18 protein-coding genes and 2 pseudogenes are annotated in these 16,599 nt (G+C 63.8%); 7 read left to right on the forward strand and 13 right to left on the reverse strand.

Features of this window, described 5'->3' with window-relative positions:
• Positions 1-531: 531 nt before the first annotated feature.
• On the reverse strand, positions 532-1,437 hold the full coding sequence (locus EJ078_RS18995; RefSeq protein ID WP_164747393.1) for a methylated-DNA--[protein]-cysteine S-methyltransferase: 906 nt from the start codon (positions 1,435-1,437) through the stop codon (positions 532-534).
• A 211-nt stretch (positions 1,438-1,648) separates the two neighbouring features.
• Entirely contained in the window at positions 1,649-2,143 is a 495-nt protein-coding gene (locus tag EJ078_RS19000) for a DUF2244 domain-containing protein (RefSeq protein ID WP_127214056.1), read from the reverse strand.
• 22 nt (positions 2,144-2,165) lie between these two features.
• Here EJ078_RS19000 and nth point away from each other — a divergent pair, with 22 nt between their 5' ends.
• A complete protein-coding gene (gene nth / locus EJ078_RS19005) occupies positions 2,166-2,981 on the forward strand; it encodes an endonuclease III (RefSeq protein WP_127214054.1) in 816 nt (271 codons plus the stop codon).
• 82 nt (positions 2,982-3,063) lie between these two features.
• Here the strand turns inward: nth and EJ078_RS19010 are convergent, their stop codons facing one another.
• The 4 genes from EJ078_RS19010 to EJ078_RS19025 all read right to left on the reverse strand — a co-directional run bounded on the left by EJ078_RS19010 (position 3,064) and on the right by EJ078_RS19025 (position 6,827).
• A complete protein-coding gene (locus tag EJ078_RS19010; RefSeq protein ID WP_067318861.1) occupies positions 3,064-4,572 on the reverse strand; it encodes a tripartite tricarboxylate transporter permease in 1,509 nt (502 codons plus the stop codon).
• 10 nt (positions 4,573-4,582) lie between these two features.
• A complete protein-coding gene (locus tag EJ078_RS19015; RefSeq protein ID WP_067004012.1) occupies positions 4,583-5,044 on the reverse strand; it encodes a tripartite tricarboxylate transporter TctB family protein in 462 nt (153 codons plus the stop codon).
• A gap of 89 nt (positions 5,045-5,133) precedes the next feature.
• Entirely contained in the window at positions 5,134-6,111 is a 978-nt protein-coding gene (locus EJ078_RS19020; protein ID WP_095778744.1) for a tripartite tricarboxylate transporter substrate-binding protein, read from the reverse strand.
• Between the two features lie 260 nt (positions 6,112-6,371).
• Positions 6,372-6,827: a DUF2214 family protein gene (locus EJ078_RS19025; RefSeq protein WP_067318854.1), complete on the reverse strand. Its 456-nt coding sequence runs from the start codon at positions 6,825-6,827 to the stop codon at positions 6,372-6,374.
• A gap of 213 nt (positions 6,828-7,040) precedes the next feature.
• On the opposite strand from EJ078_RS19025, the pseudogene EJ078_RS19030 reads away from it, so the two are divergent.
• Positions 7,041-7,594, forward strand: a pseudogene (locus EJ078_RS19030) (GNAT family N-acetyltransferase).
• Between the two features lie 48 nt (positions 7,595-7,642).
• Here the strand turns inward: EJ078_RS19030 and EJ078_RS19035 are convergent.
• From EJ078_RS19035 to EJ078_RS19065, 7 genes and pseudogenes are all read right to left on the reverse strand, one after another.
• A complete protein-coding gene (locus tag EJ078_RS19035) occupies positions 7,643-8,041 on the reverse strand; it encodes a DUF1801 domain-containing protein (RefSeq protein ID WP_127214050.1) in 399 nt (132 codons plus the stop codon).
• Positions 8,042-8,119: 78 nt separating this feature from the next.
• Entirely contained in the window at positions 8,120-8,569 is a 450-nt protein-coding gene (locus EJ078_RS19040) for a DUF1801 domain-containing protein (RefSeq protein ID WP_208720767.1), read from the reverse strand.
• Positions 8,569-8,791: pseudogene (locus tag EJ078_RS19045) on the reverse strand (hypothetical protein). Before EJ078_RS19045 ends, EJ078_RS19040 begins: the two are co-directional and overlap by 1 nt.
• Positions 8,792-8,874: 83 nt before the next feature.
• Positions 8,875-9,285, reverse strand: a complete 411-nt coding sequence (locus EJ078_RS19050) for an SRPBCC domain-containing protein (RefSeq protein ID WP_127214044.1) — start codon at positions 9,283-9,285, stop codon at positions 8,875-8,877.
• Positions 9,282-9,605: a metalloregulator ArsR/SmtB family transcription factor gene (locus EJ078_RS19055; RefSeq protein ID WP_127214042.1), complete on the reverse strand. Its 324-nt coding sequence runs from the start codon at positions 9,603-9,605 to the stop codon at positions 9,282-9,284. Before EJ078_RS19055 ends, EJ078_RS19050 begins: the two co-directional genes overlap by 4 nt.
• Positions 9,606-9,746: 141 nt before the next feature.
• Positions 9,747-10,217: a nucleoside deaminase gene (locus EJ078_RS19060; protein WP_067318844.1), complete on the reverse strand. Its 471-nt coding sequence runs from the start codon at positions 10,215-10,217 to the stop codon at positions 9,747-9,749.
• A gap of 81 nt (positions 10,218-10,298) precedes the next feature.
• Positions 10,299-11,150, reverse strand: a complete 852-nt coding sequence (locus tag EJ078_RS19065) for an IclR family transcriptional regulator (protein WP_082980771.1) — start codon at positions 11,148-11,150, stop codon at positions 10,299-10,301.
• A gap of 202 nt (positions 11,151-11,352) precedes the next feature.
• On the opposite strand from EJ078_RS19065, the gene EJ078_RS19070 reads away from it, so the two are divergent.
• The 5 genes from EJ078_RS19070 to EJ078_RS19090 all read left to right on the forward strand — a co-directional run bounded on the left by EJ078_RS19070 (position 11,353) and on the right by EJ078_RS19090 (position 16,540).
• Positions 11,353-12,318, forward strand: coding sequence for a tripartite tricarboxylate transporter substrate-binding protein (locus tag EJ078_RS19070; protein WP_067318842.1), 966 nt, complete (start codon positions 11,353-11,355; stop codon positions 12,316-12,318).
• Positions 12,319-12,438: 120 nt separating this feature from the next.
• Positions 12,439-12,975: a tripartite tricarboxylate transporter TctB family protein gene (locus EJ078_RS19075; RefSeq protein WP_127214040.1), complete on the forward strand. Its 537-nt coding sequence runs from the start codon at positions 12,439-12,441 to the stop codon at positions 12,973-12,975.
• Between the two features lie 5 nt (positions 12,976-12,980).
• Positions 12,981-14,504 carry a tripartite tricarboxylate transporter permease gene (locus EJ078_RS19080; RefSeq protein WP_067318840.1) on the forward strand — a complete coding sequence of 508 codons (1,524 nt, stop codon included), beginning with the start codon at positions 12,981-12,983 and terminating at the stop codon, positions 14,502-14,504.
• A 15-nt stretch (positions 14,505-14,519) separates the two neighbouring features.
• On the forward strand, positions 14,520-15,704 hold the full coding sequence (locus EJ078_RS19085; RefSeq protein WP_067318839.1) for a CoA transferase: 1,185 nt from the start codon (positions 14,520-14,522) through the stop codon (positions 15,702-15,704).
• Complete coding sequence (locus EJ078_RS19090) at positions 15,701-16,540, forward strand: citryl-CoA lyase (RefSeq protein WP_095800552.1); 840 nt, start codon at positions 15,701-15,703, stop codon at positions 16,538-16,540. Before EJ078_RS19085 ends, EJ078_RS19090 begins: the two co-directional genes overlap by 4 nt.
• The last annotated feature ends 59 nt before the right edge of the window (positions 16,541-16,599 follow it).

The raw sequence follows: 16,599 nt of genomic DNA on the forward strand, positions 1-16,599 counted from the left end.
TCAATTCAAGCTGCAGGCGCTCGACCTCGAGTTCGTAGAGGCGGCCGCAATCGACGCGCTTCCGGCGTCCGCCCGATCGGGACCACTACGCCGCCGTAAGTGGCGAGTTTGCTGTTCGACTGGTGGTTGCTGTTGACGCGGATGACGCCGACGTCCAGATAGGCGCCGCTGCCGGAAACGGCCGAGCGGCAGGTCGTGCCGTCGGAAGCATGAACCTCGTCCTCGGCCCTGGGGCAGGGTGACGCCGGGCAAGGTGAAGCCCGTCTGCAAGCGTCAGAACCTGCGATGCCCGACGAACTTTCCGCATATCTGTGCCCTTAGCAAATGCGGCTCAATACAGAGGTATCATCCGTTTATCGTGGTTAATTTAGTGTTAAACAAGATAACGACTGCAAACAATTCAAAATACAACCCGAAACCTGAGGTTGTCTCCGGTTGCATTTCCCGATATTTCGGATGTATTGTTTTCGATTATACTTACCTATATTCAGATCCACGGTTTTCGCAATGGCGCGCGGAAAAAACGAAGTTTCAGGACGCCATTTGTCCCGCCTCCCAGCCGAGGATGGCGCGCTTGCGCGTCAGTCCCCAGTGGTAGCCGGTGAGGGCGCCGGACTTGCCGAGCGCACGATGGCAAGGAACCACGAAGGACATCGGATTGGCGCCCACCGCCGCACCGACGGCCCGGCTGGCGCTCGGCGCGCCGATGCTTGCCGCAATCGAGGAATAGGTGCAGGCCCTGCCCATCGGAATTCGCAGCAGCGCCTCCCAGACGCGCAGCTGGAAATCGGTGCCGATCATCACCACGCGCAGCGGCTGGTCCGCACGCCATTTTGTCGGATCGAAGACGCGCGCGGCATAGGGCTGGGTGGCCGACATGTCCTCGACGTAAGCTGCGTTCGGCCAGCGGCCGGACATATCGGCGAAGGCGGCCCGCTCGCCGCCGGCGTCGCAGAAGGCCAGGCCGGCCAGCCCGCGATCGGTGACCATGATCAACGCAATGCCGAAGGGCGAGATATGGTAGCCGTAGCGGATGGTCAGGCCGGCGCCACGGGTCTTGTAGTCGCCGGGCGACATCGCTTCGTGCGTGACGAAGAGGTCGTGCAGCCGGCCAGGGCCCGACATGCCGAGCTCGAACGAGGTTTCGAGCAGCGGCATGCCGGAATCAAGCAGCCTGCGCGCATGGTCGAGCGTCACCGCCTGCAGAAAGGCCTTGGGCGACAGGCCGGCCCAGCGCGTGAACAGTTTCTGCAGGCCCGTCGGCGTCTCGCCGACCGCCTCGGCCAGGACCTCCAGCGAGGGCTGGTCGCGATAGTCGAGGCTGATCTTCTCGATGGCGCGGCGCACGATTTCGTAGTCGCTGCCCACGGGCGTGATGTCGTTCTGCAGGATCGCTGACGGTTCCATCCGGGTATTCATGGTCATCTGGACGTTCATGGCAATATCTCCCATGGCTATCTGCTCGGCCGCGAATATCGGTCTTCCCGCGCATGGCTACCACCCGAAACTTGCCTTCCTCCGGCCCCTACCCAGATCGAGCAGGCTTCGAGCCGAAGGGCGATGACGGCCGGCGAAAAGATAGATTTGACCGGGGTAGAAAGGCCTTGCTGATGACGCTCTACGGCAAGCCGCCGGGCGCCGTGCCAGTTCAACGCGCCTTGGCGGTCGCCAGTGCGCGCGAAAAGGCAGCAGCAAAGCTTTCGCGGGAACCGGGATCCAGGAAAGACCCGATCGAAACGCTTTCGCCTTGCGCCTCGACGGCCATTTTGGTGATGCCGATCTCGGCATGGCGGGCGATCGAAAAGCGGGTCCAGAACGGGTTGAAGCGATGATCCTCGAAGCGGCCCGACGGCGCCGTTTTGCGGATGTCAAGCCTGGTGCGCGAGACCGATATTTCCTCACGGGCGCGGGCCGCCCGGTAATTAACGCGAAAGGCGATGTAGACGGCGACCACGTCCAGCCCCAAGAAGCCGAAGACCGGCCATGCGCCATGTGCCAGGAAGATCGCGCCGGTGATCGCCCAGCCGAACATCAGCGCGCCCATCAATATCAGAAAGCCGGTCCGACCGAGGGAGCGATGCGGCGTCAGCAGGGCCTGGAAGAATGGCTTGTCGGCTTCGAACGAGGCGTTTGTGTCGCTCATAGGGAAATATTATAGGAAGGGAATGGCGCCGCCCAAGTCCAAAAACTCCTTCCTCGTCAAAAAGCCGTCAGCCTCCGCCTCAGGCGGCAGTGCGAAAGCAAAGACGCCGTCCCGGAAGGGCGGGCTGCGCTCGCTCTACACGCCCGCCGAGGTGCATGAGATCTTCCGGCGTTTTTCCGTGCAGCGGCCCGAGCCGAAGGGCGAGCTCGACTATGTCAATCCCTTCACGCTGCTGATCGCGGTGGTGCTGTCGGCGCAGGCGACCGATGCCGGCGTCAACAAGGCAACGAAGCCGCTGTTTTCGGTCGCCGATACACCGCAGAAGATGCTGGCGCTCGGTGAGGCCAAGGTCGGCGACTACATCCGCACCATAGGCCTGTGGCGCAACAAGGCCAAGAACGTGGTCGCGCTCTCGAAGGCACTGATCGACGACTATGCCGGCAACGTGCCCGAAGATCGGGACGAGCTCGTCAAGCTGCCGGGCGTGGGACGCAAGACCGCCAATGTCGTGCTCAACGTAGCCTTCGGCCAGCACACGATGGCGGTGGACACGCATATCTTTCGCATCGGCAATCGTATTGGATTGGCGCCCGGCAAAACGCCGGAACAGGTTGAGCAGGGGCTGATAAAAGTCATCCCCGCCGAATACATGCGGCACGCCCATCACTGGCTGATCCTGCATGGCCGCTATGTCTGCAAGGCGCGCAAGCCCGACTGCCCGGTCTGTGTCATCGCCGATATCTGCAAGTCCAAGGAAAAGACCACCGACCTGCCGGCGCCGCTGATCGAGCTCGCGCCGCTCGACGAAACTGAGGACCGAGCGATTGGTGTCAGCTAGGCAGAGTGTAGCGGATAGCGCCAGCCGACGGCGCCTGCGGTCAAAACGCCGAATTCAAAAATCGCAACGAAAATTCAATGACTTAATTTTCCTCCACAAACACCTCTTCACGCTTCTTCTTGACCGCGGGCAGGAAGACGATGACGAGCACGGCGAGCGCGATGAAGAGCAGGCTGGCGCTGATCGGTCTCGTCACGAAGGTGCTCGGGTCGCCGCGCGACAGAATCATGGCGCGACGCAAGTTTTCCTCAAGCAACGGGCCGAGCACGAAGCCGAGCAGCAGTGGCGCGGGTTCGCAGCGCAGCTTGGTCAGGAGGTAGCCGAGCAAGCCAAAGAAGGCGACGGCGTAGAGGTCGTAAACATTGGTGTTGACGCTGTAGACGCCGATCGAGCAGAACGCCATGATGATCGGAAACAGCACGTAATAGGGGATCGTAAGGAGCTTCACCCAAAGCCCTATCAGCGGCAGGTTGAGGATGATCAGCATCAGGTTGCCGATCCACATTGAGGCGATGATGCCCCAAAACAGCTCCGGCTGTTCGGTCGCGACATTGGGGCCGGGCACGATGCCCTGGATGATCATCGCGCCGATCATCAGCGCCATTACCGGATTGGCCGGAATGCCAAGCGTCAGCATGGGGATGAAGGAGGTCTGCGCGCCGGCATTGTTGGCCGATTCCGGCCCGGCGACGCCTTCGATGGCGCCCTTGCCGAATTCCCCCGGTTTTTTCGATACGCGCTTTTCGACCGTGTAGGAGGCGAAGGCTGCAAGGATCGCGCCGCCTCCCGGCAGGATGCCGAGCGCCGAACCAATGATCGTTCCGCGCATGATGGGCGCGGCCATGCGCCGAAAATCCTCGCCGGTGGGCATGAGGCCGGAGACTCTTCGGATCAGCACGGAGCGCTCATGCTCGTTCTCGAGGTTGCGTAGGATCTCGGCGACGCCGAAGACGCCGACCGCTACCGCGACGAAATTCAGCCCGTCGGCATATTGCGTGATGCCGAGCGTGAAGCGCGGCGTGCCGGTATAGATGTCGGTTCCGACGATGCCGAGCAGCAGGCCGAGCACAACCATGGCTAGCGCCTTGACTATCGAGCCGTGGGCGAGCGCGACGGACGAGACGAGGCCGACGACCATCAGCGAAAAGTACTCGGCCGCGCCGAATTCCAGCGCCATCGCCGTCAGCGGCGGAGCAAAGATGGCGACCAGGAAGGTCGACACCGTGCCGGCAAAGAACGAGCCTATCGCCGCGATCGCGAGTGCCGCCCCGGCGCGGCCGTTCTTGGCCATCTGGTAGCCGTCGATTGCGGTGACGGCTGACGAGGATTCGCCGGGCATATTGATGAGAATGGCGGTGGTGGAGCCGCCATATTGCGCGCCGTAATAGATGCCGGCGAGCATGATGAGAGAGGAAACCGGGTCGCCTATCTGGAACGTAATCGGCAAGAGCATGGCGATGGTTGCGGTGGCGCCGATGCCGGGCAGGACGCCGATCAGCGTGCCGAGAAGGACGCCGATCAGACAGAAACCGAGATTTGTCAGCGATGTCGCCGTCGAAAAGCCGAGCACCAAGTTGGCGAGGAGCTCCATGGTCGTCTCCTCACAATGGCAGCCACGGGCCAAAGCGTCGGAACGGCAGGCCGAGTGCGTAGCTGAAGACGAGTGAGGCAAACAGCGTCAGGCCGGCCGACAACACGAGCGCGGTCAGCGGTTTCATGCGGGCGCTGGCAAAGGATGCGATCAGCGCCGTCAGGAAGATCGACGGGATGAAGCCGAGGCCGCGCACCGTCAGGCCGAAGAAGATCGGAGCGGGGAGGATGAGCAGCATGCCGCGCCACGCAATGTGGCCGATCGCCTCGCTCTCGAAGCGCACTGCCTGGACGAGGATGATAACGCCGAGCAGGAGCAGCACAATCGCCAGGACCAGCGGGAAATAGCCCGGTCCCATGCGGAAGGCGGTGCCGATTTCGAGGCCGAGCGACTGCAGCGCGAAAAATGCGCCGAAGGCGATGAACAGCGCGGCGCATATGCCGTTGGTCGTGTCGATTGCGAAGGGCTTCATCACGTTCCTCTCAGGTGCGCACCCCGGGCGCGCCGTTGCAACGCAAAACGGGGCCGAAGCAAAAACGGGGCGCCGATCCGTCCAAAACCTCAGTCGGCGTACTGGCCGGCGGCTTCGATGATCGGCTTCCAGCGCCCGATCTCGCTTTCAAGCTTGGCCTTCAGCGCCGCCGGTGTCGCGTCGGCTTCGGGCGACGGCTTGGTGCCGAGTTCGGCGAAGCGGGCGGCGACGTTCTGATCCTTCAGCGCGACCTGCAGCGATTTCGACAGGCGTCCGGTGATCTCGGCCGGCGTACCCTTTGGTGCGTAGAGGCCGTGCCAGATGCTGACCTGCACCTCGGGAAGGCCGCCTTCCGTCGTCGTCGGGACGTCCGGCAGCACATCGAGGCGTTCCGGCGAGGTGACGGCATAGGCCTTGATCGTGCCGCCCTGGATCTGCTTGGTGGTGTTGGTCGTCTGGTCGCACATCATGTCGACCTGGCCGCCAAGAAGATCGGTCATGGCCGGGCCGGTGCCCTTGTAGGGCACGGTGACCAGCGGCGTACCGATGGCGCTCATGAACAGCATGCCGCACAAATGCGAGGCCGCACCGATCCCGGCATTGGCGACGGTGACAGTGTCCTTGTTGGCCTTGGCGTACTCGACCAGTCCCTTCAGATCGGTCGGCTCAAGGTCCTTGCGGCCGACGACGGTCATTGGCACCTCGGTGACGAGGCCGACATATTCGAAGGCGTTGAGCGTGTCGTATGCGAGCTTTCTGTACAGCGTCGCGCTGGTCGCCATGCCGATGTGGTGGAGGAGCAGCGTATAACCGTCCGGGTCAGCCTTCGCGACGCGCCCCGCGCCCAGTGTGCCGCCGGCACCGCCGACATTTTCGACGATGACCTGCTGGCCGAGATCCTTCGACATGGCTTCGGCGATGAGGCGTGTGACCGTGTCGGTCGGGCCGCCGGCCGCAAACGGCACCACAACGGTGATGGTGCGTTCCGGATAGGTCTGCGCGCCCGCGGCGAACGGATAAAGCGTGACGGCCGCTGCGGCAGCCAGAGCGGCAACAAATTTTCTCATTGTGACTTCCTCCCAGAGTATGAACCTCCAGCCACCGCGCGAAATTCCTCTCGGCGACGGCTGTGGATGCAATAGCAACTAGTGCAGGCTAGCAGATTGCAATCGGACTCAAACGGCAAACCGCGATTATCTACAAATCACCCGCAAGATGGATGGAAAAGATCTGGGTCGGATGATGGATCGCGGGATGTCGACATCTGACGACGGTACGTTGGCGGATGCCGGTTGCTGCCCGATCCCTGCTCTTCCTCGGTTCTATTCTAATAACCGTAGCCGCGCGCCATCGCCGCCGCAAAGACCGGGATGAGCAGGAAGATGAAGCCCTCGGCGCGGACATAGTTCTTCACCGAGGCGAGCTCCGCCGCCGGAACCGAGAAGGATGGATTGCCGCTCGCCTGCCTGCTCCAGGAGATGAAGCGCACGGTCGGGATGATCGACAGCAGGCCGACGATGATGAAGGCCATCATCTTTGCCCAGAACACCCAGTTGAAGACGTAGAACTCCCAGCCTTTCAGGCCGAAGAACACCCGGCAGATGCCGATGATGACGATCAGCGCGGCGATGATGCCGTAGTGGCGGTCGATGCCGACAACGCGCTTGAGCGTCGTCGCCCCCAACTCGCCGCGCACCAGCACGAACTCGGCGCCAATGATGCCGGCCAGCGAGAACACCAGAAGATGATGGGCGATCGCCAGCAGAAGGTCGGTGGTGTCCATTATCTTTCCTCGTGTTCAGATGCGCCGCGATATCGCTGAATCAGCTTCGTCCCAAGACTAACATCGCCTGTCGAGAATCCCACACGCCGAAATATCAGCCGGTCAATGACGGCGCTCATCCACTTGCGTCGCTGGAGGATGATCCGGGCGATCCTGGCCCTTGTTCGAACGTGCAGGTTTGCTAAGCGCTGCCGCTCAAAGGAAAGGACTGCGATGAGCATTGCAAGGGAAGCCGGTGTGCCGATCCTCGAGACGGCGCGGACGGTCCTGCGGCCGCATCGGCTCGACGATTTCGAGACCTATGTCGCAATGTGGGCGGACCCGGGGTCACCCGCTTCATCGGCGGCAAGCCGCGCACCCGCGAGGAAAGCTGGATGCGCTTCCTGCGCCATGCCGGGCTGTGGTCGCTGCTTGGCTATGGGTTCTGGGCGATCGAGGACAAGGCGACGGGCCGCTTTCTCGGCGAGGCGGGATTCCATGATCTGAAGCGCGAGATCGAGCCCTCGATCGAAGGCGTGCCGGAAGCCGGCTGGGCTTTAGCTTCGGGTGCGCATGGCCAGGGGCTTGCAAGCGAAGTCGTCGGGCGCATCGTCGCCTGGGGTGACGAGGCGTTCGGGCGAGCCAGAACCGTCTGCATCATCGATCCCGAAAATGGCGCCTCGCTCAAGGTCGCAGATAAGAACGGCTATCGCGAAATCCTGCGGACCACCTATCACGACAAGCCGACGATCCTGCTGGAGCGGTGGGCCGGAGAGGCAACAGCCTAGAGGGCAATGCCGGGTTCGTCCGCCTCCGGTGCTGACGCGCTTCTGGGATCAGCGTTTGGCCTTGGACCTGTTCAGGGCCACCGCTGCTCGCACGAGAGCCTTGAACGCTTCCTGGTCGATCTCCTCGCCTTCGCGAAAATCGATGGCGCGCCTTGTGTTGCCTTCGAGGCTGGAGTTGAAGAGACGTGAGGGATCCGGCAGCGCGGCGCCCTTGGCGAAGGTCAGCTTGACGACGGCCTTGTAGGTCTCGCCGGTGCAGATCATTCCGGCGTCCTCCCAGACCGGCACGCCGCGCCACTTCCATTCCTCGGTGACGTCCGGATCGGCATCCCTAATCAGGGCGCGCAGCCGGCCGAGCATCTCGCCCCGCCAATCGCCCAATTCCGCGATACGGCCATCAATCAGCTCGGAAGGAGACTTGCTTTCCTGCACGCCGATTTTCTCCATATGTGTCCTCCTTCAACACCCGCTAGACGGATCGCCATGATGCCTCGTCGGGCGGACCGTGAGTGACCGATAATGCGCTTACATTCGTTCGCCAGGCAATTGACTTGCCTGTTTCACCCAGGAGACGAATTGCGCTTCGTCGAGCTGGTCGTCCTCATGGATGTGAAAATAGCGCGTGTCCTTGCTCCTGGATTCGCCGGGCGGCACCGGCTTCAGCGACATGCCGCGAAAGAAGGCCACTTTGACGTATCTGGTGAAACAGTGAATGCCGAGAAACCAGCCTTCGCCGTCCATGCCGTAAAACGGCGAGTTCCATTTGACGGCCTTCTGCACGTCGGGGACGGCCTGCATGATAAGTTGGTCGAGCCGGCGGCCTACCTCGCTCTTCCAGCCCGGCATCGCCGCGATATAGGCCTGCACGGGAGCGTCACCATACCCCTTGGCGATCTGCGGGTTGCCGCCCGAAAGCAGGACGGGTTTTTCCCCCGACGGCCTGGCTGCAACCTTTGCCGATTTCGTTTTTGCCATCAGGCCGGTCCGGCGCGCTCGCGCGCCGGCCCACCGCGCCACCTTGCGGCATAGGGCAGCACGAACATGTAGAGGCCGCTGAACAACAGCAGGAAAAGCGGCAGGAGCGGCGAATAGACCACCCAGGCCGGCGGCTCGCCCAATGCCATGGCGACGAAGTTGGCGATGACGGTCACGTCACAGCCAGCGATGCAACTGCCTGATCCACTTGCTCCAGTCCAATGCTTCCTCCTCTGAAAGAACCAATGAACGCTGGGCCTACCAGCGTGCCAGCTGCGTCATCTGGATGAGGTTGCCGCAGGTCCTCACTCGATCCGCGAAAGCACCTGCTCCAAGGCCGCAAAGAACCTCGGCCAGCCAACGGCGGCGCCCCGGAAATACGGCTCCTGGTCAGTCCGAAAGCCCGTCTGCTCCATGCGCAGGCGAGTGCCGGCGCCGGTCCGGGTCAGCGTCCATGTGACGACGCTCTCTAGATCCTTGGTGTCCCATGTGTAGCAAAGCGTCTTGTTTGGCTCGACTGTCTGGACCTGGCACTCGACACCGCCCCAGTCCGCGCTCAGTTCGAAACGGTGGTCTACGACCGGCTTGAAGTTGTTCTTCATCAGCCACTCCTCGATGAGATGCGGCTGGGTCAGTGCCCGCCAGATCTTTTCCGGCGGATAGGGAATCTCGCGCTCGACCACAACGGAGCGCGTTCCGGCCGGCATATCGTTCATTGATCCATCCTCTGCAGCAGATCCTCGAGATCGTCGAACCGGCTCTCCCAGAACCCGGCCATATCGCGAGTCCAATCCATTAGCGGCGCCAGCGCGCCAAGCTGTGCGCTGTAATGGGTCTGGCGACCCTGGTGGCGGTCGCGCACCAGTCCGGCTTGCTTGAGCAGGCCGAGATGTTTCGACACCGCCGGCTGCGAGACACCGGCCTCAGCCGTCAGCGCGCCGACCGTCTGCTCGCCTTGCCGGCACAGACGCTCGAAGATGGCGCGCCTTGTCGGATCGGCAAGCGTCCGGAACAGCATATCGTGTGCGTTCGTCATCTGGATCGATAACTCAATAGCTATTGATTGACGTATAACCAGTGAGATATGTGTGAGTCAAGCAGAGCCTAGAGGGCGGAAGCTTAGGGCGGACTGGGTCACCCTATCCTTGCGGACCCGTCCCCAACATCCGCTTCCGCGTCAGCGCTTCCAGAACTCGCGGTGTGGTGCGAGCAGCTCGTCCGCGACTTCGGGGAAGGGGCCAAACACCTCGATCTTTTTCTGCCCGGAGTCGAGCACGGCGCGCGAAGAAAGGCTCATCGTCGGATTCTCCGCGTGATCGCCGGTGAGCGCCAGAAGCTGGGTCTCCTCGAAGCCGTAAACCAGCCGGCCGATATTGGCCCAGTAGAGCGTTCCGGTGCACATCGCGCAGGGCTCGCCGGTTGAGACGAGCGTGCAGGTCCAGAGAAACTCCGGCGAATAGGCAGTCGCCGCGCGTCGCGCAAGTTCGGTTTCGGCGTGATGGACGGTGTCGATATTGCCTTGGCGCATGAGGATGGCGTCGTCGGGGCCGACCAGCACCGCACCGAATGGATGATGACCGTGCGCCGCCGCCTCGCGCGCCGCGGCGTCGGCGGATCGGAGATGGGCGAGCATCTGATCGCGGGTCATGGCAAAACCTATCGCGCCGCCATCCACCCGATGAGCGGCCTTCGAGCCGAGATTGGTGCCAAGGGACGCGATTGGCAAGAGCTAACCGTCGCTTGAGCGTCCACCTGCCCGAAGCTCGGCGACATTGGCCTGCTGCGTGCCGGAAACTCGAATTTGATGCTCGCCAAAACCCGGATCCGTTGTGGGCTCCGGCGGCGTGTCGAGGCTTGCCGCATCCAGCATGGATGCATCTTCGCCAAAAGCGCGGGTGGCGCGGGCGGCAGCTTCGAGCAGCGGCCGCTTCATGCGGGTGAGGAAGGCCGCGTCGACCCGCGTGTTCGGACCGGCGAGCGTGAGCACGCCGAGCAGTGTCCGTCCCGGCCCGAAGACAGGGGCGGAGATGCCGGCAGTCTGCGGATCGCGGTCACCGATTGAAATGTAACTATAGGTTTTCCGGATCGTCTCGTAAGGCTCGCCCTGCTCTCCCGAGAAAGCGGCCAGCACCCGGCCGCCGGAACCAACCAGCAAGGGCAGCACGTCACCTTCCCGTATCGTGTAACGGATCGGGTGCTTGGACTCGACTCGGTAGAGACAGGTGCGCACGTCGCCCGAGCGGACATAGAAGGCGACGCTTTCCCAGCTCCGCTCGGAGAGATCGCGCATGATCGGCAACAGGATATCCATCGCCACGAGCGAGCGCTGGTAAAGCGCGCCAAGCCTGAAGGTCGCCGGTCCGATGCGATAGCGTCCGTCCTCCAGGCGCTCCAGCAATTGCCCGCGCATCAGCGAGTTGGCCAATCTGAGGATCGTGCTCTTGTAGAGACCGGTTCGGGCCGCGATTTCGGCGAGGCCGAGCGACCGGTCGGCAATGGTGAACGCGTCGAGGATGGCGATTGCCCGGTCGAGCGCGGCAACGCCGTCGGCCGGAGCCTGGCTTGGAGGGAGGTCTGTCATTGCGGTGACGATTTCATCGTGGTCGCCCATCCGGGAATGACCCTGGACATGCGGATTTAGTCCGATCCTATGCGTTCTGTCCAGCAGAATGGCATTCCCGTTGACAGAACGCGGTAACAAATGCTTGAACTCGAATGCGGGTCTTAATTCAGGCCACGTCTTGGCAGGCACCGGAGGAGGTGTCGTGATTTGGAGGAATCCCATGCTGAACAGACGCAGATTCTTGTCGACCACCGCCGCCGGCTTCGCGGCTTTGCATTTCGGACCCGCCTTTGCGCAGGACGCCCCGCAAATCCAAATCTTCGTGCCGGCGGCCCCCGGCGGCGGCTGGGACCAGACCGCGCGCACGATCGATCAGGTGCTGCGCTCCGAAAAGCTGATCTCCGGCTCGCAGATCACCAATGTCGGCGGCGCCGGCGGCACGGTCGGCCTGCCGCAATTCGTCAACCAGTGGAAGGGCAAGGGCAACGCGCTGATGGTTGCCGGCATGGTCATGGTTGGCGCCATCATCGCCAACAAGGCCGCCAACAATCTCACCGAAGTGACGCCGATCGCGCGCCTCACCGGCGAGTTCGAGGCGCTGGTGGTGCCGGCAGCCTCGCCGTTCAAGACGGCCAATGATTTCGTCGCGGCGCTGAAGGCGGATCCGACGAAGGTTCCGGTGGCCGGCGGTTCGGCCGGCGGTTCCGACCACATCCTTTTCGGCCTGATCGCCAAGACGGCCGGCGTGCCTGCCGCCAACCTGTCCTATGTGCCGTTCGCCGGCGGCGGCGAGGCGCTGTCGGCGCTGCTCGGCAACCAGGTCGCGGCCGGCATTTCCGGCTATGGCGAATTCTCCGAGCAGGTCAAGGCGGGCGCGCTCCGGCTGCTGGCGATCTCGTCGGACAAGCGCCAGGAAGGCATCGACGCGCCGACATTGAAAGAGGCCGGCATCGACGTCGAATTGTTCAACTGGCGCGGCGTCTTTGCACCCCCCGGCGTTTCCGATGAAGACAAGGCGGCGATGATCAAGATGGTCGAGACCATGGCGAAGAGCGAGGCCTGGGCGACCGAGTGCAAGAACCGCAACTGGACGCCGATTCTGCTGACCGGCGACGATTATGCCAAGTTCGTCGCCGAGGACACGACACGCATCGGCGCGATCCTCAAGGATCTCGGCCTGGCCTGATCGCCTCCTGCCTGATCTCGAAGGAGGCTGCATCGCCTTCTTCGAGACAGCGGACATGCGACGGTTCAATGAAACTGCGGCGAAGCCGGCAGTGGAAGGCCGGCTTCCGGGGAGGAGATCATGAGCACCAGCGACCAGCAGGCGTCACCGCCGCGCCTTGCCATACCCGAATTGCTGATCGGCGTCGGGCTTCTTGCCTGCGCCGGGGCCGTTGCCTGGCAGACCCTGGCGATCCCGGTTTCGCCGCTCTATTCCAAGGTCGGCCCGAAGGTCTTCCCCTACATGACCATGGCCGGCATGGTGATCCTGTCACTGCTGCTCATCGTCGCCGCCCTGCGTGGCGGCTGGCAGCCGGACGAGGAAAAGGAGACGCCGACCGACTGGAAGGCGATGGGTTTCGTAGTCGCGGGGCTCGTTGCCAATCTCGTGCTGATCCAGCCGCTCGGCTTCACAGCCGCCTCGGTGATCATGTTCGTGCTGGTCTGCTTCGGCTTCGGCAGCCGGCATCCGCTGCGCGATGCGCTGCTCGGCCTGATGTTGGCGCTGGCGGCCTATTTCGGATTCGCCAGAGCGCTCGGCGTCAACATCGGGGCCGGCCTGATCGAGAACCAGCTCAACGCGTTGATCAGCGCCCTCGTCGGCATGGGAAGGGGCTGAGGACGATGGACACGCTCGGTTATCTCGCGCACGGATTTGCGGTCGCCTTCACGCCGACCAATCTCTTGTGGTGCCTGCTCGGCACGACGCTCGGAACCGCGATCGGCGTGCTGCCCGGGCTCGGGCCGGCGCTGACCATCGCGCTGCTTTTGCCGATCACCTACCAGGTGGCGCCGGAAGCTTCCTTCATCCTGTTTGCCGGCATCTATTACGGGGCCATGTATGGCGGCTCGACGACGTCGATCCTGCTCAATACACCGGGCGAAAGCGCCACCATCGTCACCGCGCTCGAGGGCAACCGGATGGCGCGTTCGGGCCGCGGCGGCGCGGCGCTCGCGACTTCCGCGATCGGCTCGTTCGTCGCCGGGACCCTCGGCACGCTGGGCGTCGCCTTCCTGGCGCCGATCGTGGTCAAGCTGGCGCTGGCTTTCGGGCCGGCGGAATATTTCTCGCTGATGGTGCTCGCCTTCATCACCGTTTCGGCGGTGCTCGGCTCGTCCTCTGTGCGTGGGCTTACCAGCCTGTTCGTCGGCTTCGTCATCGGCATGATCGGCGTCGACCTGCAGACCGGGCAGCCGCGCTTCACCTTCGGCATGGGCGAGTTGCTCGACGGCGTCGACGTCATCATCGTCGCGGTCGGCCTCTTTGCGGTCGGCGAGACTCTCTACGTGGCCTCGCGCCGCTATGCCGGGAAGGACGAGATCGTGCCACTGAGGGGCTCGCTCTACATGACTGCTTCCGAATGGGCGCGCTCGTGGAAGCCGTGGCTCAGGGGCGCGGCAATCGGCTTCCCGATCGGCGCCCTGCCCGCCGGCGGGGCCGAGATCCCGACCTTCCTCTCCTATGCCATCGAAAAGAAGCTTTCCAAGCACAAGGAGGAGTTCGGCACGGTCGGCGCCATCGAAGGCGTCGCCGGGCCGGAGGCTGCCAACAACGCTTCGGCTGCCGGCGTGCTGGTGCCGATGCTGACGCTTGGCCTGCCGACCTCGGCAACGGCGGCGATCATGCTGTCGGCCTTCCAGAGCTACGGCATCAATCCCGGACCGCTGCTGTTGACGACGCAGGCCAATCTCGTCTGGGGCCTCATCGCCAGTCTCTTCATCGCCAACGTCATCCTCGTCATCCTCAACCTGCCGCTGATCGGCCTGTGGGTACGATTGCTCAAGATCCCGGCGCCGCAGCTCTATGCCGGCATTCTGGTGTTCGCCACCGTCGGCACCTACGGCATCTCGCAGTCGCCGATCGATCTCATCATCCTCTATCTGCTGGGCGCGGCGGGCTTCCTGATGCGCCGCTTCGATTTTCCGACGGCGCCGGTCATCATCGGCATGATCCTCGGGCCGCTCGCCGAGACGCAGTTCCGCCGGGCGATGACGATCGCCAATGGCGACTGGACGGTGTTCTACCGGCACCCGCTCTCGCTGACGCTTTTAACGCTCGCCTTCATCGGTCTGGTCGGCCCGCATATCTGGGCCTGGATCGAACGCCGGCGCACGCGCGGACCAGAGCATGTGCCGGGCGATGCCTGACCGATCTGGAGCATCATGACAGACCTGCTTTCAGGCATACGCGTCCTCGACCTCACCAATGTGCTGGCAGGTCCTTACTGCGCCTACCAGCTGGCGCTGCTCGGCGCCGACGTCATCAAGGTCGAGGCGCCGCCGGGCGGCGATCTCGCGCGCCAGCTTGGTGCCTCGCCGGAGCTCAACAAAGCCGGCATGGGTGCATCCTTCCTGGCGCAGAACGCCGGCAAACGATCGGTGGTGCTCGACCTGAAGCAGGAGGCCGACCGCGAGCGCTTCCTCGACCTGGTCGCAACGGCGGACGCATTGGTCGAGAATTTCCGGCCGGGCGTGATGGATCGGCTCGGCCTCGGCCACGAGAAGCTGAAGGAGGTTAGGCCAAGCCTCGTCTATTGCGCGATATCGGGTTTCGGCCAGACCGGCCCGATGCGTGGCAACCCAGCCTATGATCAGATCATCCAGGGGCTGTCCGGGATCATGAGCATCACCGGCACGCCGGAAACGGCGCCCCTGCGCGTCGGCTATCCGGTCGCCGACACGCTGGGCGGACTGGTCGGGGCCTTCGCCATCGCTGCGGCGCTGGTGCGGCAGAAGACCAGCGGCGAAGGCGCCTTCCTCGACGTGTCGATGCTCGAATGCACGCTGTCGGCCTTGGGATGGCCGGTGTCGAACTATCTGACGGCGGGCGTCCAGCCTCAAGCCATGGGCAACGAGAACATGACGGCCGCGCCCTCCGGCGCGTTCCGCACCGGCGAGGGCCTGCTCAACATCGCCGCCAACAAGCAGGAGCAGTTCGTGATCCTTTGCGGCTTGATCGGCCGCCCAGACTTGGCTTCGGATCCGCGCTTCGCCGAACGCGAGACGCGCAAAGGGAACCGGGCAGCGCTGAAGCCGCTCATCGAGGACGCGCTTGCCGGCGCTCCTGCGGCGGTCTGGGAAGAAAAGCTCAACCGCGCCGGCGTGCCGGCCGGGCGGGTGCTGACGATCCCGCAAGTGCTGCAGGAACGCCAGGTCATCGAGCGCCGCATGACGACGCGCTTCCAGGAGATACCGGGAATGGACAACCCGCTCACGGTGGTGCGCGGCGGCTTTATGGTCGACGGTGCGGCTCCCGTGCCAGCCGGCCCTCCGCCACGTCTTGGCGCGCATATGGACGACGTGTTCGCCAGCTTGCCGGCGCGCGGCAAGGGGAGGGCGCGGGCATGAGCGCGGACAAAAAGACCGGCCGCGACCGCGGCGAGGAGTGGTGGCGGACTGGCATCATCGAGATGCAGCCCGGCGTGATCCGGCTGCGCGGCTACCAGATCCAGGATCTGATCGGCCGCGTCAGCTTTCCGGCGATGATCTGGCTTATGCTGCGCGGCGAATTGCCGGGCGACGATCAGGCGGCGCTGCTCGGCATCGCGCTCGGGGCCGCCGTCGACCACGGCCCGCAGGCGCCGTCGATCGCGATCGCGCGCATGGCGGCGACCTGCGGCGTCGGCATCAACAACGCCATGGCCTCCGCCATCAATGTGCTGGGGGACGTGCATGGCGGGGCCGGCGAGCAGGCGCTTTCCTTCTATGGCAACATCGCCGCCGCAATCGATGGTGGCGCGAGCCTCGCCGAAGCGGTGAGTGCGCGGCTCGACCGGTTCTTCGCCGAGGAAAAGGGCTACGTGCCCGGCCTCGGGCATCGCTTCCACCCGATCGATCCGCGGGCGCCACGCCTCATCGAACTGACGCGCGACTTCGCCGGTCGCGGCGTCGTCAGCGGGCGCTTTGCCGACATTGCCGAGGCGATCGAGGCGGAGGTGGCGACACGCAAGGGCAAGACGATCCCGCTCAACATCGATGGCGCCACGGCCGTCATCTATGGCGAGCTTGGCTTCCCGCCGCCACTGACGCGCGGCCTCTTCGTGCTGTCGCGCTCGGTAGGCATACTGGCGCATGCCTGGGAGCAATCACAGGAGAGCGACCGCAACAAGGGACCTCTGCCCAAAGAATGGCTGTGGGCTTACAGCGGCACCCCGGCACGGCCGTTTCCTGGCGACTCCGATTAGAGCGTTTTACCGTTCGACGGGAACGGCGAACCAATCTATCTCTTTGTTTTGACGGAATT

This window comes from Mesorhizobium sp. M1A.F.Ca.IN.022.06.1.1, from assembly GCF_003952605.1.
Lineage (GTDB): Bacteria > Pseudomonadota > Alphaproteobacteria > Rhizobiales > Rhizobiaceae > Mesorhizobium.

What these genes read in the sequence shown, in the direction of transcription:
- EJ078_RS18995 (WP_164747393.1), bottom strand. Translation starts at nt 1,437, where the DNA reads ATGAACGTCCAGATGACCATGAATACCCGGATGGAACCGTCAGCGATC.
- EJ078_RS19000 (WP_127214056.1), bottom strand. Translation starts at nt 2,143, where the DNA reads ATGAGCGACACAAACGCCTCGTTCGAAGCCGACAAGCCATTCTTCCAG.
- nth (WP_127214054.1), top strand. Translation starts at nt 2,166, where the DNA reads ATGGCGCCGCCCAAGTCCAAAAACTCCTTCCTCGTCAAAAAGCCGTCA.
- EJ078_RS19010 (WP_067318861.1), bottom strand. Translation starts at nt 4,572, where the DNA reads ATGGAGCTCCTCGCCAACTTGGTGCTCGGCTTTTCGACGGCGACATCG.
- EJ078_RS19015 (WP_067004012.1), bottom strand. Translation starts at nt 5,044, where the DNA reads ATGAAGCCCTTCGCAATCGACACGACCAACGGCATATGCGCCGCGCTG.
- EJ078_RS19020 (WP_095778744.1), bottom strand. Translation starts at nt 6,111, where the DNA reads ATGAGAAAATTTGTTGCCGCTCTGGCTGCCGCAGCGGCCGTCACGCTT.
- EJ078_RS19025 (WP_067318854.1), bottom strand. Translation starts at nt 6,827, where the DNA reads ATGGACACCACCGACCTTCTGCTGGCGATCGCCCATCATCTTCTGGTG.
- EJ078_RS19035 (WP_127214050.1), bottom strand. Translation starts at nt 8,041, where the DNA reads ATGGAGAAAATCGGCGTGCAGGAAAGCAAGTCTCCTTCCGAGCTGATT.
- EJ078_RS19040 (WP_208720767.1), bottom strand. Translation starts at nt 8,569, where the DNA reads ATGGCAAAAACGAAATCGGCAAAGGTTGCAGCCAGGCCGTCGGGGGAA.
- EJ078_RS19050 (WP_127214044.1), bottom strand. Translation starts at nt 9,285, where the DNA reads ATGAACGATATGCCGGCCGGAACGCGCTCCGTTGTGGTCGAGCGCGAG.
- EJ078_RS19055 (WP_127214042.1), bottom strand. Translation starts at nt 9,605, where the DNA reads ATGACGAACGCACACGATATGCTGTTCCGGACGCTTGCCGATCCGACA.
- EJ078_RS19060 (WP_067318844.1), bottom strand. Translation starts at nt 10,217, where the DNA reads ATGACCCGCGATCAGATGCTCGCCCATCTCCGATCCGCCGACGCCGCG.
- EJ078_RS19065 (WP_082980771.1), bottom strand. Translation starts at nt 11,150, where the DNA reads ATGACAGACCTCCCTCCAAGCCAGGCTCCGGCCGACGGCGTTGCCGCG.
- EJ078_RS19070 (WP_067318842.1), top strand. Translation starts at nt 11,353, where the DNA reads ATGCTGAACAGACGCAGATTCTTGTCGACCACCGCCGCCGGCTTCGCG.
- EJ078_RS19075 (WP_127214040.1), top strand. Translation starts at nt 12,439, where the DNA reads ATGAGCACCAGCGACCAGCAGGCGTCACCGCCGCGCCTTGCCATACCC.
- EJ078_RS19080 (WP_067318840.1), top strand. Translation starts at nt 12,981, where the DNA reads ATGGACACGCTCGGTTATCTCGCGCACGGATTTGCGGTCGCCTTCACG.
- EJ078_RS19085 (WP_067318839.1), top strand. Translation starts at nt 14,520, where the DNA reads ATGACAGACCTGCTTTCAGGCATACGCGTCCTCGACCTCACCAATGTG.
- EJ078_RS19090 (WP_095800552.1), top strand. Translation starts at nt 15,701, where the DNA reads ATGAGCGCGGACAAAAAGACCGGCCGCGACCGCGGCGAGGAGTGGTGG.